The organism is Flavobacterium sp. MR2016-29 (assembly GCF_015350695.1).
GTDB lineage: Bacteria > Bacteroidota > Bacteroidia > Flavobacteriales > Flavobacteriaceae > Flavobacterium.
This window is the reverse complement of record NZ_JADKPU010000002.1, coordinates 226,474-244,257: the sequence shown is the minus strand read 5'-3', so window position 1 is coordinate 244,257 and position 17,784 is coordinate 226,474. Positions and strand designations below refer to the sequence as shown.

The window sequence follows — 17,784 nt, the reverse complement described above, 5'->3', positions numbered from 1 at the left end:
TTTATTTTTTTATAATTTTGATATATTCTGGAGTCTCTAAATAGATTTTTGCAGCATAAATTCCTGATGGCTGACCTTCAAGATTTAATGTTACTTTTCCGCTTTCGATTGTATAAATTCCTTTAGAAACTAATTGACCACCGAAATTGTACAATTCTATAGCAACCTCAGTTTTTCCAGTTGGAATTTCGATTTCAAAACTTCCAGAAGTGGGATTTGGATATGCAGTCAAGACACCACTTAAACTTGAAATGTTGTCAATTTTTTTAGCATAAACACCTTCGCATGCTTTTGATGTCGCAACTTCTAATAATACATTTTGACTAAGATCCAAAGTAAAAGCTGATTCAGAAGTTTGAAATTGCTCAGCTCCATCAATATAAACTGTAAAAGGAGCAGTTCCTTCAGTAATCTCAACATCAACTTTTTTAGAAGTTACAGTAGATTTTCCAGCGATAGTGCCGCCTTTTACAATTGTAACTGTAAAGTTTTGTTCGAAAATCACGCCTGGAACACTAATCATAATGTTGTAAATTCCCGGAGCTAGAGCGGTAACTTTTAGGCTATTATTAGTAAAAGTATATGCTTTATCGTTTATAGTTGCTGTATAAGCCAATGCAGTTTTTCCTACGATACTGATTTCACCATTGTTTTCACCAAGACAAGACTCTCCTTTAGTTTCAACAGTAAAATTGTTTGCTGGTAAAACTAATTCTCCAGAACATTCTGTGTTGAAAGTTGCAATAGCATCTTTAGCATTCGTCCAGTTTGTATTTGCATAAGTTACATCATCAACAAGTATGCAGTATAATTTTGAATTTCCTGAAAAGGATACATTTACATTTGTCAGTAAATTATTTTTACCATTCTTTAAATTTAAACTCGTCAATTGATTAGAATTTACTTTCAAGGATGTCAATGCCGTGTTGTTTGACAGATCTATCGCTGTGATTTTGTTGCTAGAAACATCTAGGCCTGTTAAAGCTTTATTGTTAGATACATCTATCGAAGTTAACTGACTGCTTTTAACATTTAAATAAGTTAAAGCCGTTTGTTTAGAAACGTCTACACTTGTCAATAATGCATTCAAACCTGTACTTAAACTAGTCAGAGCCAAGTTTTTTGAAATATCTAACACAGCTATCTTATTATTGTATGAATCTAAATAAGTTAAGGCTGTATTTGCAGCAACATCTAAATTTGATATTTGATTTGAGCTAACATCCAGCCTAGTCAATACTTTGTTTTTAGAAAGATCAATACTTGTTAGTTTATTGCTTGAAGCAATTAAAGTCTTTAAGGCTAAATTGTTAGAAACATTCAATTCTGTCAAACTATTTGTACCACAATTAACGCTTTCTAGAGCTGTATTTTTAGATAAGTCTAAAACAGCAATTTTATTGTCTGCAATATCTAGTGTTTTAAGTTTTACGTTTTTTGAAAGATCAATTTTTGTAATCGCCTCATGGTAAGAACTTAAATTTTCTAGTGAAGCAAAATCTTCAATACCAGTTAAATCTGTGATTTTATCAGGAGTACCAAAAGCAGATAAAGATTTTACGTTTACAATATTTGAGGTTAAAACTTTTCCATCAACTACACCAGAATCTAGTCCGCTGCTAATTAATCTTCTTTCAAAATTAGCATCAGGAATTAAAGTATACTGATAATTTTTTTCGCAAGCTGCTGTCGAGTATGTTGCAATTGCATCTTTTGCAATCCATTTATCGGTAGAGAAAGCGGCATCATCAACTTCAATACAAAGCAAGTTTGGATTTTTTGTGAAATTTCCAAAAATTACATTTTGCATATTTGCGTTGTTTCCGTTTTTCAAATTCAAATTGTACAAGTCATTGCCCGCACAATCAAATTCTTTCAAAATAGTATTTTTAGAAACATCTAAATCTTTCAATTTATTAAAGCTTGCACTAAGATTAGTAAGTTTAGTATTTTTAGAAACATCTAAAACTATGATCTCATTATTACTGCAGTTTAAATTACTTAGTAACGTGTGAGATGCAACATTTAATACACTTATTTTATTATTGCTAATGTTTAATTTCGTCAGCGAAAGGTTTTTCGAAATGTTAATCGTTGTTAATAGGTTGTTATTACATTCTAACGAAGTAAGCAAAGTAAAGTCTTCAATTCCTGCTAAGTCTGCAATATTGCTGTTCGATACATTTAAACTTGTTAGAGAAGTAATACTCATTGTTGCAACTTTTCCGTTTTTTCCGTCTTTATCGATTCCAAGAGCAATTAACTTATCTTCAAAATTCGAGTCAGGAATTAAAGTATAAGGCACAACTACAGGACAAGCAACTGCTGAAAAAGTTGCTGTGGCATCTTTTTTAGTCGCCCAATTTGTATTTGAATAAGAAACATCATCAACTTGAATACATGTTAAATCAGGATTTCCTGTAAAATAAGCATCTAATTTTAGAGTAACATTCGTTCCGTTTTTAACATTCACGTTTACCAGCTTGCTGTTAGAGGCATACAAAGAATACAGTTTTGTGTTTTTTGATAAATCTAATGTTCTAATTTGATTATCTCCACAAGATAATTGAGCTAACTCTGTGTTTTTTGAAACATCAATAGTAACTAAACTATTATTATATGCAGAAATAACAGCCAATTTTGTATTTGAACTTAAATCTAAAGATGAAAGTTTGTTATTGTCGACTTGTAATGAAGTTAAATTTATATTCTTTGTTATATCAATATTTGAAATAAAATTTGAACCTAAAGTTAAAGAGAATAAAGCAACATTTTTAGAAACATCGACGCTTGTCAGTTGATTTGATCTAGCATTTAAATAATTCAAACCTAAATTTTTTGAAATATCTATCGAAGTTAAATTATTATTGTTAACTGTAAGTTGTAACAAAGAGGTAAAATCTTGAATTCCAGTTAAATCAGAAATATTACTGAGTGATAAGTCTAAGTAGAGAATATTTGCAATACTTTCGGTTTTAACTTTTCCATTTTTACCATCTCTGTCAATTTGAAGAGCAATAAGTTTGTCTTCAAATTTTGAATCAGGAATAAGCGTATAAACATTACAGTCTAAACTAAAGCTTGCGCCGGCATCTTTAGTAACATTCCAATTTGAAGTGACTGCCAAATCTGAAACTTTAATGCAAGTCAAAGCCGCATTACTTGAAGTATTTAATGTGTTTAAAACAGCATTTTTAGAAAGATCTAATTTCTGTAATGAATTAGCAGATGCATTTAAATTCGTCAAGGCAGTAAAGCCTTGAATTCCTGTTAAATCAGAAATAGAAGTTCCTGAGACATCTAATGAAGTTATTGTGTTAATGCTTGAATTTAAAACACCTCCATTTTTTCCATCTGTATCAATTCCAAGAGCAATTAATTTATCTTCAAATTTCGGATCAGCAATATTTGTAGAAATATTACAATCTAACGAAGAATAATATGCTTCAGCATCTTTTATTGTTGCCCAATTTGTTCTAGAATAATCAACATTATCAACTTGAATACATGATAAACCAATATTTCCTTTAAAATTAAAAGTATAGTCTAAACCTGCGTTTCCGTAAAAATATCTAAAATAAATTCCATGATTTTTTAATAAATTAGAATTGTTTCCATTTTTTACATTAAGGCTGGTTAATTTATTATAGCCTGCACTTAACAAAACTAAAGAATTATTTTTGCTGACGTCTAATGAGGTTAATTGATTAGAACTGCATGATAAGTCTTTTAACAGTTTATTTTTACTTACATCTAAACTTGTCAGTTTATTGCCATCAAGCAATAATGTTTCTAGTGCTGTATTGGCCGAAACATCTAATGTCGTCAGGTTATTAACGTTGCAGTCTAATTGCTTAAGAGCAATATTTTTTGTTACGTCAAGTGTTTTTAAAGGAAGTCTGCTAAGATTTAATTCAATTAATTTAGTGTTTTTAGAAACATCTAAAGTGGTGTACTTATTATTGCCTCCATTATTACCACCAACTAAATATTCAAGATTTGTGTTTAAAGTCACATCGAAGGTTTCTAATAAATTAGAACTTGCGTCCAAGAAGGTTAAATTAGTGTTTTTGCTTAAGTCTATAGTTGTTAAGTTATTCGATCCAAAAGCTAATTTAATTAAAGCAGTATTTTTACTTACATCTAAAGTTTTTAAAGCGTTACCGCTACAATCTAAATCAGTTAAAGCTAGGTTGTTGCTCAAATCTAAACTTGTTGCCTCAATCAAAGGACAAATCAATGTTTGTAATAAAGTATTTTTAGAAACATTTAAGGTTTTAAGTTTATTGCCAGAGCAATCTAAGCCAATTAAATTTAGATTAGATGAAACATCTAGCACAGTGAGCTTATTCGAACCGCATACTAAAGAAGTTAGCGCTGTATTGCTTGATACGTCTAAAGTAGTCAGGCTATTAGAATATAAATCAACATTTGTCAGCAAAGTGTTTTTTGATAAATCAATCGAGGTTAATTTATTAAAGCGAAGAGATAAACTCGTTAATAAGGTGTTTTTAGAAACATCTAAAGTTGATATTTGACTAAAATTACAATTTAAAGTAGTCAAAGCTGCAAAATCCTGAATACCTGTCAAATTGGTAATATTATTTCCTATCGATGCAATATCAAGGGATTTTAAAGCATTGATATTCGAAGTGGGTACTTTTCCATCGGGTACACCAGAGTCAATTCTCATCGATATTAATGTTTTTTCAAATTCTACATCAGGAATAAGGGTATATTGTTCTGTACCTTGAACATAAACTTGAACATCATCAATCAAAACATCAAAAGTTTTGCTGTCAAAACTAAAAGTAGAGATAGACAAATCGTACGAAAGGTCTTGATCTGCAGTAAAAGTAGTTGCTTTTTCAGTCCATAAATTATTAGTCGCAAAAGTACTGCTTGATAAAGTACTTGAACTTCCGGCTTTTGATATGTTTAAAGCAATAGGATGATCTCCGCTATAATTTGCACTCACATATTTATACCTGAATTTAACAGTATAAGTTACGCCAGCTTTCATAGGAACTTGAGCAAGAATTTTTGGAGATACTGTTGTAAACGATAGTTTTGCACTATAATTTCCTAACACTCTATCAGTGCTGGAAGCAACAGAGTTTGTAACGTTCCAATTTTGAAGTACATTGCCTGTCCAACTTTCCAGTCCTCCATTCGGAACTAAGTTAACTTGTGCATAAATTGAAAAATTTGCCAATAAAAGCAATAAGAGTAGTTTTGTTTTCATAGAATGATTTTATGATTGGTCGCGCAAGTGTACTCATATTAAACCAAGTTTCCTTACGGGAAAACGTAATCGAGTTGCTATTTTTTTGGTTTTTTTTAGAGTTATGATTTTTTGAAGCTTTTTTTTTACACTATAACTTTTTTTATAAGAATATACATAACTGTTTGGTATAAAAGACTTTGAATTCTTTTTTGGTTTTTCTTAAATTTTAATCAAAAAGTCATAAGACAGTGTTAACGGTTAGCTTTTTGTAACAAAAAACCATAATTTAGGCGCATCTTTTAACTTTTATTAAAAATAAGATACATGAGTCACATAAAACCTATTTGTATTTCTGCATTTGCAATGCTTGTTTTAGCAAGCTGTGGAGCAGGAAAACAAGCATCAATTACTGTTGCTGCACAAACATTGACACCAATTGCAATTCCGGTAACAACCGTAAAAAAAGCACCAGTTTCTGAGAATGATTTAAAAAGATGGAGCCATTTAGATTTGGTGAAAGATACTATTCCGGGAATGAGCGTTGACAGGGCTTACGCCGAAATATTAAAAGGAAAAACAGGCCAGAAAGTAATTGTAGGTGTTGTTGATTCAGGTATAGATATTGACCACGAAGATCTAAAAGGAAAAATCTGGACCAATACAAAAGAAATTCCAGGAAACGGAATCGATGATGATAAAAATGGTTTTATAGATGATATTCACGGATGGAATTTTCTGGGAGATGCTGTAGACGAAAATCTTGAAATGACTCGTATCATTAAAAAAGGAGACGACGGATCTGCAGAATATAAAAATGCTCTGGCTCAGTACAACGAAAAAATGAGCAAGGCATTAGAAAGTAAAAAACAAGTAGATTTTTTATTAGATGTTCATAACACGATAAAAAAAGCGTTGAACAAATCAACTTATAAAGCCGAAGATTTAAAATCACTTACTTCTGTTGATCCCAAGTTGGCGCAAAGCAAAATGGTGATGAATCAGGTTTTTGCTAACTCTGACGATGATTTTGATCCAGAAGCTGAGCTTGAAGAATACAGAGAACAGGTTTACAATGAATTGAATTTCAATTTAAACAAAGATTTTGACGGAAGAAAAATAGTGGGAGATAATCCAGATGATATCAATGATAATCATTACGGAAACAATACTGTTTTTGGTCCAAATAAAGAAAAAGCACTTCACGGGACTCACGTAGCCGGAATAATAGCACAGCTTCGCGGCAACAATTTGGGAGGAGACGGTGTTGCAGAGAATGTTGAAATTTTACCAGTTCGATCTGTTTCTGATGGTGATGAATACGATAAAGATATTGCACTCGGAATTCGTTATGCAGTAGATAATGGAGCAAAAGTAATTAACGGAAGTTTTGGAAAAGGATTTTCTCCGCATAAACAATGGGTTTTCGATGCTTTAAAATATGCAGCCGATAAAGATGTTTTAATTGTTCATGCAGCAGGAAACGACGGTTATGATATTGATGATGTAAAAAACATCAGTTATCCAAATGACGCTCAAGATAATGTTAAAGAGTTTGTAGACAACGTAATAACAGTTGGAGCAATAAACAATGCTTACGGAGAAAATGTTATCGCAGATTTTTCTAATTTTGGAAAAATAAATGTTGATGTTTTTGCGCCGGGTGTAAAAATTTATGCAAGTGTACCAAACAACAAATACCAATATTTAGAAGGAACATCAATGGCATCTCCTAATGTTGCTGGAGTAGCAGCATTAATTCGTTCTTATTATCCAAAATTAACGGCCTCTCAAGTAAAACACATCTTGATGGATTCAGGGATTTTACTTCCTGCAACCGTAAATTTAGGTGAAGACGGAGCACCGAAACCAGCTGCGGAAACTTCTACAACAGGTAAAATAGTTAATGCATACAATGCCTTATTGATGGCTGAAAAAATGTCTAAAAACTAATTAAGATAAAATACTAATCCGATGGAAGAGTGGCAACTCTTCCATTTTTATTAAAACAACCATGCGAAAAATTATACTATTATCCTTTCTGAGTTTAGGTTTAAACACTGCATTTGCACAAAGTGCTCCCTATTGGCAACAACATGTTGATTACAAAATGGAAGTATCAATGGATGTAAAAACCTACCAATATAAAGGGAAACAAGAATTGGTTTATACCAATAATTCTCCTGATACTTTAAGAAAAGTTTTCTACCATTTATACCCAAACGCTTTTCAGCCAGGAAGCGAAATGGATGCTCGTTTGCATTCTATAAAAGATCCGGATGCAAGAATGGTAAATAAAATAAAAGACGCTGACGGCAAAGATATTAAGCAAAGTCGAATTGAAACTTTAAAACCAAACGAAATAGGATTTTTAAAAATTAGCAATTTTAAGCAAGATGGCGTAACAGCACAGACAAGAACTTCAAATACTATTTTAGAAGTAACTTTGGCTAAGCCTATTTTACCAAATTCTAAAACAACTTTTACGTTAGATTTTGACGGTCAGGTTCCGGTCCAAGTTCGTCGTTCTGGTAGAAATAATAAAGAAGGAGTTGAACTTTCGATGTCGCAATGGTATCCTAAATTAGCTGAATTCGATTTTGAAGGCTGGCACGCAGATCCTTATATTGCAAGAGAATTTCACGGGGTTTGGGGAGATTTTGATGTAAAAATTACAATCGACGCAACATACACAATTGGAGGTTCTGGATATTTACAAGATAAAAATCAAATTGGTCATGGTTATGAAGATGCTGGCGTAACAGTTACTTATCCAAAAAAAGCAAAAACGCTGACTTGGCATTTTATCGCGCCAAACGTTCATGATTTTACCTGGGCCGCTGATAAAGATTATACACATGATATTGTAAAAGGACCAAACGATGTCGATTTGCACTTCTTCTACAAAAACGATCCAAAAACAACTGGAAATTGGAAACAATTAGAGCCTTTAATGGTAAAAGTAATGGATTACTACAATCATAAAGTAGGCGCTTATCCGTACAAACAATACTCATTTATTCAAGGTGGAGACGGCGGAATGGAGTATGCAATGTGTACTTTGATGCTAGGAAGCGGTACTCTTGAAGGAATTTTAGGGACTGCAACACATGAATTAGGACATTCTTGGTTTCAGCATATTTTAGCTTCAAACGAGTCTAAACACCCATGGATGGATGAAGGTTTTACAACCTATATTGAAGACAGCGCTTTGAATGAATTAAAAGGAGATAAAAAAGAAGTAAATCCTTTTAAAGGAAATTATACCTCTTACTATCAATTAGTTCAATCAGGAAAAGAACAGCCGCAAACTACTCACGGTGACCGTTATGACGAAAACAGACCTTACAGTGTTTCATCTTATATAAAAGGAAGTATTTTCTTGTCGCAATTAGTTTATGTTATCGGACAAGAGAATTTAGATGCTACTTTAAAAAGATATTTTAATGATTTTAAATTCAAGCACCCAACGCCAAACGATATCAAAAGATCTGCGGAAAGAGTTTCTGGAGCAGAGTTAGATTGGTATTTAATTGACTGGGCTGAAACGACTAACACAATTGATTATGGAATTAAAAATGTAGAAGATAATTCAGGGAAAACTACAGTTAGTCTAGAAAGAATTGGAAGAATGCCAATGCCAATAGATTTAAAAGTAGAGTATACAGACGGAACTTCTGAAGCTTTCTACATTCCGTTAAGAATGATGAATTTCATTAAGCCAAATCCAAACCCGAACGAAAAAAGAACTGTTTTAGCTGATTGGGCTTGGGCACAGTCAAACTACAGTTTTACAATCGACAAAAACAAAACAGCAATCAAAAAAATCACGATCGATCCAAGCGGATTAATGGCTGATGTAAAAGCTGCAAATAATGTTTTTGAAGTGAAGTAATTTCAAAAAGAAATCAAATAAAAAAAGCCCTTAAAACTAATTTTAAGGGCTTTTTCTTTTTCAAATTTATCTAAGATTTTATGTTGTTTTTATTTCTGTAACAACTGCTGTCTGTGTTTTCTTAAAAGGAAATAATTTTCGGTAACTTGCCGATCTCCATAACCATTCGATTGGTCCGTAATTGAATTTTGAAAGCCACCATTTGCTGATAAACAATTGAAGAATAAAAACAAAAACAGCCAAGGTAAAGTAAAACCAATACGGCATTGAGTCTGCAATCCCAAAACCAATTCCAGAAAAGATAAAAGCACCCAATATATTTTGTGTCATATAATTGGTTAAAGTCATTTTTCCGCCGGCACTAAAATAACTGAAAATCGTTTTTAGTTTCCCATTCGTATACAATAAAGAAATCCCGGTTGCGATAAAAATCATTGTACTTAAAAACAACCAATAAATTGGATGAAAGATCTTGAAAATGGCAACTTGTTTATAAAAAATGATCAAATTAAAACCTACACCAATAATAAGGGCTATGGCTAAACTAATCCAAAGTGTGCGTTTTAATACTTTTTTCAATTCGTTTAAACGATTAAAGAAATCTAATTTTTGAAGCAAGAAGCCAAAAAGCATGCACGCAAACATTACAATATGTGCAGTAATGGCGTATCCTGGAATAATAATTTGTTCGTAAAATGAAGCCAATAAATTAAATCTAAAAAAGTCAATCCAGTTTCCGGAATGATATAGTTTTAAATATTCAGGATTAGTGGCAATTTCAGGATGTTCAATTTTCAAACCATTAACATAAGCCATTACAAACGGAATAGTAAGAACAAGAACGCCGGAAATTATGGCCAATGTTTTAGCAGAACATTTGTAAAAAAGCAACATTACAAGTCCTAAAAAAGCATAATCTTTTAAGATGTCTCCAAGCCAAAAAGCCGAATTAATAAAAGCCAATACAAAAAGCAAAATCATTCTCCAGGCAAAAAATGTGACTGGGTTTTTGCCTTTCGCAGCTACATTATTAATTAAGATAGCGAAGCCATAGCCAAATAAGAGCGTTAATAAAGTCCAAGACTTTGCGGCAAAAAAATACCGGTTAAAATAAATAAGTACTTCAGATAAAATACTGTTGTTGATTTTGTGAGGCACACCGATGTATAAAAAATCAGAGTAATTGCCAATAGCAACACCTAAAATTGCCCAGCCTCTAAGGATATCGACAATAGCAGTTCTTTTGCTTTGTTCGATCGGATGATAAGAATTTGTCATTTGATTAACATTTTTGTTTGTGATTTGATTGATGATTTAAGATAAACTTGAAATTATTTTAAAGCAACCAAAAGTAAGAAAATTATGTAATTGGCAAATTTTATCTTAATTTATTTTAATAAAAAAATGCATCATCATAAAAGACAGGCTTTTATAATGATGCATTTCTTAAAATGAGCATTTTTTTAGTTTTTCTATAAAATTTCTCCCCAGCTTTTTTCGTCCTTCAATAATAATTCTCTTAAAATCTGAACTGGAGGCATGCCGTTATCCAGCATGGCGTCGTTAAATTTTTGCAGGCTGTAATTACTGCCTTCTTGCTTTTTATAGTCTTCACGAAGTTTTAAAATTTGTAATTTTCCTAAAGTATAAAACAAATAACCTGGATCGTAAGTTCCTCTTAAAGCTTCCTGACGTGATGGTTTATCGCCTTGATACCAGTTATTCATGAAAAACTTAGTGGCATCATCAACATTCATTCCGTGACAATGAGTATTAATAGAAACACATAAACGACAAATTCTCAAAAGTGCATCGCCAGATTGCGCCAAACGATATTTTGCGGCTTTAATCGGATCTCCATTATTGCCGTATCCTTCGTCAATCATCATTTTTTCAGTATAATGCGCCCAGCCTTCAACATAAGCATAACTCATAAAAACCTTTTGAATTTTAGATGTTTTAGAAGCATTCGAATGTAAAAATTGTGTATAATGTCCAGGATATGCTTCGTGAATAGAAACAATATCAGTTGTATAATAATTAAATTGTGCCAGCCAATCTTCTTGCTGTTTTGGTGTCCATTTAGGATCTACGGGAGTGATGTAGTAAAAAGCCTGAGTAGCTTTTGTCTCAAAAGGACCAGGAGAATCCATAGAAGCAGTGCTTGTAGCACGTGCATAAGCAGGAGTTTCCTGAATTTTGACACGAACTTCCGAAGGCATCGTTACGATTTTATGATCAATTAAATATTGACGAATTGCTTCGATATTCTTTTTGGCATCCGGAATCAGGTTTTGAGCCGTTGGATGCTCTTTCTGCATGTCATTATAAACGTCAATCGGTTTTTTATTTGGGTTGATGATTTTTGCTGCAGCATTAAAAGAAGCCTGTTCTTTTTTTAATTCCTTTAAACCAATTGCCAAAATTTCATCTGGAGACAATTTAATTTCTTCCTGATACAACAGCATTTTTTTGTAGTTGTCTACACCAATTGCATATTTGTTAGTCGCTTTTGGCAGTTTTTCTTTTTCTAAAAATGTGGCATAATCATTAATGGCCGCAATCGCATTTTTATTGGCTTCTGTAAAAGCCTTCATTAAACTGTCGTTTTTAACACTTTTTAAAGCAACTAATAAATCATTTCCCAAAAATGAAGCAGAACCTTTTGCAATATCGATCGCTAATTGAATGTGAGGCAGGGCAAGTGAATCCTGCAAGTTTTCTTTAGCATCTTTATAAATTCTCGGCGCTTCTTTTTCAATGGCAATAATCGATTTTATTTGTTGTTCTAACGGAGCAAAATTTCGTTGAATATAAATGTTGACATCAATTGCGCCCGCATATGTCATGGGGTTTTTGTTTAAAGGTTTTAAATCTTCAAAAGAAAATAATTCGTTTTTGACATTCGATTTAATGATTTTCCAATCGTAGTAGTTTTTTTTGTTTAAAGCAGAAGAATCAATAGCAGCGAATTGGCTGTCGAATTTTTTAAGTGCAGCAATTCGGGCAGCAATAGTTTTTTTATTAAAGTGGCCTACTTTTCCGTCGTATTCGTGAAGTCCTAAATAAACACCCATTTGCGGGTTCCATTCTAGATTTTGGGTAATGTATTCTTCAGATAATTTTAGAAAAGCTTCGTCGCCAGATCCTGAAGAATCGTCCTGTTTTTTATTACAGCTAAAAATCGAAAAAAATAAAATGGAAGATAGAATGAAAATATTTTTCATAATGTTTTTGGTTTGAAAATAGGTTAATTAAATAATTGAAATTCAATAAATAACAATCAAAAATAGCAAATTTTCAAACCAAAAACGGATTTTTTATGCTCCTAAATGTTCCAGCATATCTTTTGTCATTGACTCAAGATCAAAAGTATGTTTCCAATCCCAATCTTCTCTTGCAGAAGAGTCATCGATACTTGCCGGCCAGCTGTCCGCAATTTTCTGACGGAAATCTGGATTATAGGTAATTTCAAATTCAGGAATATGTTTTTTAATTTCTGCAGCAATTTCGGTCGGAGTAAAACTCATTGCAGCCAAATTGTATGAAGAATGTATTTTGATTTTTTCAGCCGGAGCTTTCATAATATTGATGGTGGCTTCAATAGCATCATCCATATACATCATCGGCATTTTGGTTTCAGATGACAAAAAGCATTCGTATTTTTTATCGGCGATCGCTTTATAAAATATATCAACCGCATAATCTGTAGTGCCGCCGCCTGGAGGTGTCGACCAGCTGATTAAACCTGGATAACGAATACTGCGAACATCAACACCATAAATATTATGATAGTATTCGCACCATCTTTCGCCAGATTGTTTACTGATTCCGTAAACTGTAGAAGGTTCCATAATAGTGTACTGCGGTGTATTTTCTTTTGGAGTCGTTGGTCCAAAAACAGCAATACTGGATGGCCAGAAAATCTTTTTTATTTTTTTTGCTTTCGCCAAATTCAAAACGTGAAATAATGAATTCATATTTAGATCCCAGGCAAATGCAGGATTTTTTTCGGCTGTAGCAGACAAAAGTGCTGCCATCAAATAAATATCGGTAATTTGATGCACCTCAACAAGATGTTCAATTTGATTAAAATCTAAAGCATTGACCACTTCAAAAGGTCCAGAATTTACAACGTCAGTATTTAATTTTCGAATATCAGAAGCAATTACATTTTCTGTTCCGTATAACTTACGCAGCTTTTGAGTCAGCTCTGTCCCAATCTGACCGCAAGCGCCAATGATCAATATTTTTGGATTCATTTATGAAGATTTTAGTATGGCAAATATAACGTTTTCGCAAATAATTTTACTTTTTAGGAGATGAAATTATAAATTTAACAAAGATAAAGTTTGTTTTTTGGATTATTCTCGAAATGAAATTTAACCGCAAAGCACGCAAAATTTTTAATCAATAAGTTTTTTTTAAAACAAAAAGTTCGCAAAGCTAAATGTTGAACTAGCTCTGCGAACTTTATCTTTTCTAAACTTTCTATAAGACAGGAAACTTTGCGTGCTTTGCAGTTAAATTCACAAGCAAATAATAACAATGATTTATAGAATCTTTAGCAAAAATCAGAATTCGTAATTGTAAATTTACTTTGTAACTTTGTAGCTTAATGTTTTACCAAATGAAATATAAAATATCTCTTTTTCTGCTTTTGATTTTTGTACTGAATTCATGTCAAAATGAAGATGAAAAACGTCGTGCTGAAAACGAAAAAGAAGCTAAAAAAAAGGAAATCATTTTTAATAATATCAATAAAGGCTGGGTTTTCATCGACGAGCCAATTAACGATATCGCACAACAAAAAATAAGTTCGTGGACTGAATGGCGCGATTTTTTAAAAGAAATCGGAGATAAACCAAGAAAGACAATCGGAGCTTTTCAAAAAAAGTCAAAAGCGATTTCAAAAAAAGCAATGGCTTTAAACAATAATATTCCTCCAGAATTTAACCAGCCTGTAATCAAAAGCCGGATTTCCATTTTGATTACCAAAGTCAGAATGTTGGATTTGTTTATTAATTTGAATAAAATTCCAGATGAAAAAGTGACTTTTTTAATTGGAGATATCAACAAAGAACTGGTTTCATTAGAAAGACAAATGGATAAAATTGTCGAAAAAGCTAAAATTCCGAAAGAAGAAGGAGAAGCTGATTTTCTTAAAATGTTAGATACAACGCGCGCGATTCCGAATACGCCTTTAGATAAAAATTTACAAGTTGAGTAAAAACGCCTTATATACAATGTATGACAATCTGCCTAAAACACAGCAGATTGCCACACAATTACTAGAACAAAATCAAGTGAAAATGCATCTCAGCGGTTTGTTGGGTTCTGCAGTTTCATTTGTAATACGTGCCGTTTTCAAGAAAGCCGAATTGCCATTTTTAGTTGTTTTAGACAATAAAGAAGAGGCGGCTTATTACTTGAATGATCTCGAACAAATGATTGGCGAGCAGGATGTATTATTTTATCCCGCGTCATTCCGTCGTCCTTATCAGGTTGATGAAACAGATAATGCGAATGTTCTGCTTCGAGCAGAGGTTTTAAACAGAATAAATTCCAGAAAAAAACCAGCCATAATTGTTACGTATCCGGAAGCGCTTTTTGAGAAAGTCGTTACGCGCCAGCAATTGGATAAAAACACTTTAAAAGTTTCTCTAAACGATAAAATTTCAATTGATTTTATCAATGAAGTTTTGTTTGAATATGAATTCAAAAGGGTAGATTTCATCACAGAACCGGGAGAATTTTCAGTTCGAGGGGGAATTGTCGATGTATTTTCTTTTTCAAATGATCATCCGTACAGAATTGAATTTTTCGGAAATGAAGTAGACAGCATCAGAAGTTTTGATGTAGAAACACAGCTTTCTGTAGAAACACATAAAAAAATCACGATTATCCCGAATGTCGAAAACAAGGTATTTCAGGAAAATCGAGAAAGCTTTTTAGATTATATTGCAGAGAAAACGGTCATTTTTATTCAAAATACTGATGGACTTTTCAGTCAGTTAGACAAACAATTTGCAAGGGCAGAAGAAGCTTTTTCGAAACTTTCGGGAGAAATAAAACATGCTAAACCAGAACAATTATTTTTAAATCAGGCTTCGTTCATCAAACGCGCTTTAGATTTTTCAATTGTGGAATTGGCTTCAAAACCAATCTTCAAAACCACTAAAAAATTCGAATTCCATATTCAGCCTCAGCCTTCTTTCAACAAACAATTTGATTTATTGCTGAATAACCTGAGCGATAATCATTTTAACGGATACAAAAATTATTTGTTCTGTTCGAATGAAACGCAGGCCAAACGTTTTCATGATATTTTTGAAAGTCTTGATGAAGCGAATTCTGAGAACATAAGAAAACAATACCACACTATTGTATTGCCTTTATATCAAGGGTTTGTCGATGAAGAAAATCAGATAACGGCTTATACCGATCACCAGATCTTTGAACGTTATCATAAATTCAACATCAAAAACGGTTATTCGAAAAAGCAGAATATTACGCTTAAGGAATTAACAGCACTTTCAGTTGGTGATTATGTAACGCACATCGATCACGGAATTGGAAAATTTGGCGGTTTACAGAAAATTCAAGTGGAAGGGAAAACGCAGGAAGCCATAAAATTGGTTTACGCTGATAATGATATTGTGTATGTGAGCATTCACTCGCTTCATAAAATTTCAAAATACAACGGAAAAGACGGCACGCCTCCGAAAATCTACAAATTAGGATCGAACGCTTGGAAAGTTTTAAAACAAAAAACCAAAGCGCGCGTCAAACATATTGCGTTCAATTTGATTCAGCTGTATGCAAAGCGTCGTTTAGAAAAAGGTTTTCAATTTGCGCCGGACAGTTATTTGCAAAACGAATTAGAAAGTTCGTTTATTTATGAAGATACGCCCGATCAAACCAAATCAACGGCAGAAGTAAAAGCCGACATGGAAAGCGATCGCCCAATGGATCGTTTGGTTTGTGGAGATGTTGGTTTTGGAAAAACAGAAGTTGCGATTCGTGCTGCTTTTAAAGCCGTTGACAATAGCAAACAAGTTGCTGTTTTGGTTCCCACGACTATTTTGGCTTATCAGCATTATAGAACTTTCTCGGAGCGTTTAAAAGATATGCCAGTTTCTATTGGTTATTTAAACCGATTTAGAACGGCAAAACAAAAAGCACAGACTTTAAAAGATTTGGCTGATGGAAAACTAGATATCGTAATTGGAACGCATCAATTAGTCAATAAAAATGTTGTTTTTAAAGATTTAGGTTTATTAATTGTCGACGAGGAACAAAAGTTTGGAGTTAACGTAAAAGACAAACTGAAAACCATTGCAGCTAATGTTGATACGCTTACATTAACAGCAACGCCAATTCCGAGAACTTTACAATTCTCATTAATGGCAGCGAGAGATTTGTCTGTAATTACAACGCCTCCGCCAAATCGTTATCCGATTGAAACGAATGTTGTTGGTTTTAATGAAGAAATAATTCGTGATGCAATTTCGTATGAAATTCAGCGAAACGGACAAGTTTTTTTCATCAATAACCGAATAGAAAATATAAAAGAAGTTGCCGGAATGATTCAGCGTTTGGTTCCAAATGCAAGAGTCGGAATTGGGCACGGACAAATGGACGGAGCAAAATTAGAGGAATTGATGCTGGCTTTTATGAACGGAGATTTTGACGTTTTGGTAGCTACAACGATTATTGAAAGTGGTTTAGATGTACCAAATGCCAATACGATTTTCATCAACAACGCCAATAATTTCGGATTGTCTGATCTGCACCAAATGCGCGGGCGTGTTGGCCGAAGCAACAAAAAAGCATTCTGTTATTTCATCTGTCCGCCGTATTCATCTATGACGGAAGATGCAAGAAAACGTATTCAGGCATTGGAACAATTCAGTGAATTGGGAAGCGGTTTTAACATTGCGATGAAAGATTTGGAGATTCGTGGCGCTGGAGATTTATTAGGTGGAGAACAAAGTGGTTTCATAAACGAAATAGGTTTTGATACCTACCAAAAGATCATGAATGAAGCCATTGAAGAATTGAAGGAAAACGAATTCAAAGATTTATATCCAGAAGAAAATAATATCGATACAAAAGAATACGTAAAAGACATTCAAATCGATGCCGATTTTGAGTTATTATTTCCAGATGAATATATCAATAACGTTTCGGAACGTTTGGTTTTATATAACGAATTAGGCGCTATAAAAGATGAAGCTGGTTTACAGGAATTTGAAAGAAAACTAATTGACCGCTTTGGACCACTTCCGAAACAAGCGATTTCATTACTAAACAGCATTCGAATAAAATGGATTGCTACAAAAGTCGGAATCGAGAAATTAGTATTGAAACAAGGCAAAATGATTGGTTATTTTGTTTCAGACCAGCAATCTGATTATTATCAGTCGGTGAAGTTTAGAAATGTTTTAAATTTTGTTCAGAAGCATAGTAATCTTTGCAAAATGAAAGAAAAACAAACCGTAAACGGATTACGTTTATTATTGACTTTTGAAAATGTGAAGTCAATTAAACGAGCTTTGGAATTGATGGAATTGTTTGAGGAATAAGTTTTTTAAAAAAGCCACGAATTCACCAATTATTGAGAGTGAAATTTCTTAAAATTCGTGGCAAAAATAAAATTAAA

The 17,784-nt window shown here is 32.9% G+C and carries 8 protein-coding genes; 4 read left to right on the top strand and 4 right to left on the bottom strand.

Annotated elements, in window-relative coordinates; genetic code table 11:
- Position 1: 1 nt before the first annotated feature.
- Entirely contained in the window at positions 2 to 5,245 is a 5,244-nt protein-coding gene (locus tag IR010_RS06945) for a T9SS type A sorting domain-containing protein (RefSeq protein ID WP_194602721.1), read from the bottom strand.
- Between the two features lie 306 nt (positions 5,246 to 5,551).
- Between IR010_RS06945 and IR010_RS06940 the strand changes: the two genes are divergently transcribed.
- Positions 5,552 to 7,177 (top strand): S8 family peptidase, encoded by a 1,626-nt coding sequence (locus IR010_RS06940; RefSeq protein WP_194602718.1) that lies wholly within the window; start codon positions 5,552 to 5,554, stop codon positions 7,175 to 7,177.
- 61 nt (positions 7,178 to 7,238) lie between these two features.
- Positions 7,239 to 9,119 (top strand): M1 family metallopeptidase, encoded by a 1,881-nt coding sequence (locus IR010_RS06935; RefSeq protein WP_194602714.1) that lies wholly within the window; start codon positions 7,239 to 7,241, stop codon positions 9,117 to 9,119.
- Positions 9,120 to 9,197: 78 nt separating this feature from the next.
- On the opposite strand, the gene IR010_RS06930 is transcribed toward IR010_RS06935, so the two are convergent.
- The 3 genes from IR010_RS06930 to IR010_RS06920 all read right to left on the bottom strand — a co-directional run bounded on the left by IR010_RS06930 (position 9,198) and on the right by IR010_RS06920 (position 13,381).
- On the bottom strand, positions 9,198 to 10,397 hold the full coding sequence (locus IR010_RS06930) for a DUF418 domain-containing protein (RefSeq protein ID WP_194602711.1): 1,200 nt from the start codon (positions 10,395 to 10,397) through the stop codon (positions 9,198 to 9,200).
- Between the two features lie 194 nt (positions 10,398 to 10,591).
- A complete protein-coding gene (locus IR010_RS06925) occupies positions 10,592 to 12,346 on the bottom strand; it encodes a DUF885 domain-containing protein (RefSeq protein WP_194602708.1) in 1,755 nt (584 codons plus the stop codon).
- A 93-nt stretch (positions 12,347 to 12,439) separates the two neighbouring features.
- Positions 12,440 to 13,381 (bottom strand): L-threonine 3-dehydrogenase, encoded by a 942-nt coding sequence (locus IR010_RS06920; protein WP_029271529.1) that lies wholly within the window; start codon positions 13,379 to 13,381, stop codon positions 12,440 to 12,442.
- Between the two features lie 368 nt (positions 13,382 to 13,749).
- On the opposite strand from IR010_RS06920, the gene IR010_RS06915 reads away from it, so the two are divergent.
- Complete coding sequence (locus tag IR010_RS06915; protein WP_029271530.1) at positions 13,750 to 14,349, top strand: hypothetical protein; 600 nt, start codon at positions 13,750 to 13,752, stop codon at positions 14,347 to 14,349.
- The gene (mfd, locus tag IR010_RS06910) at positions 14,342 to 17,707 is read left to right on the top strand and encodes a transcription-repair coupling factor (protein ID WP_194602705.1); all 3,366 of its coding nucleotides are present in this window, start codon (positions 14,342 to 14,344) and stop codon (positions 17,705 to 17,707) included. The genes IR010_RS06915 and mfd overlap by 8 nt, the downstream gene beginning before the upstream one ends.
- Positions 17,708 to 17,784: the final 77 nt, after the last annotated feature.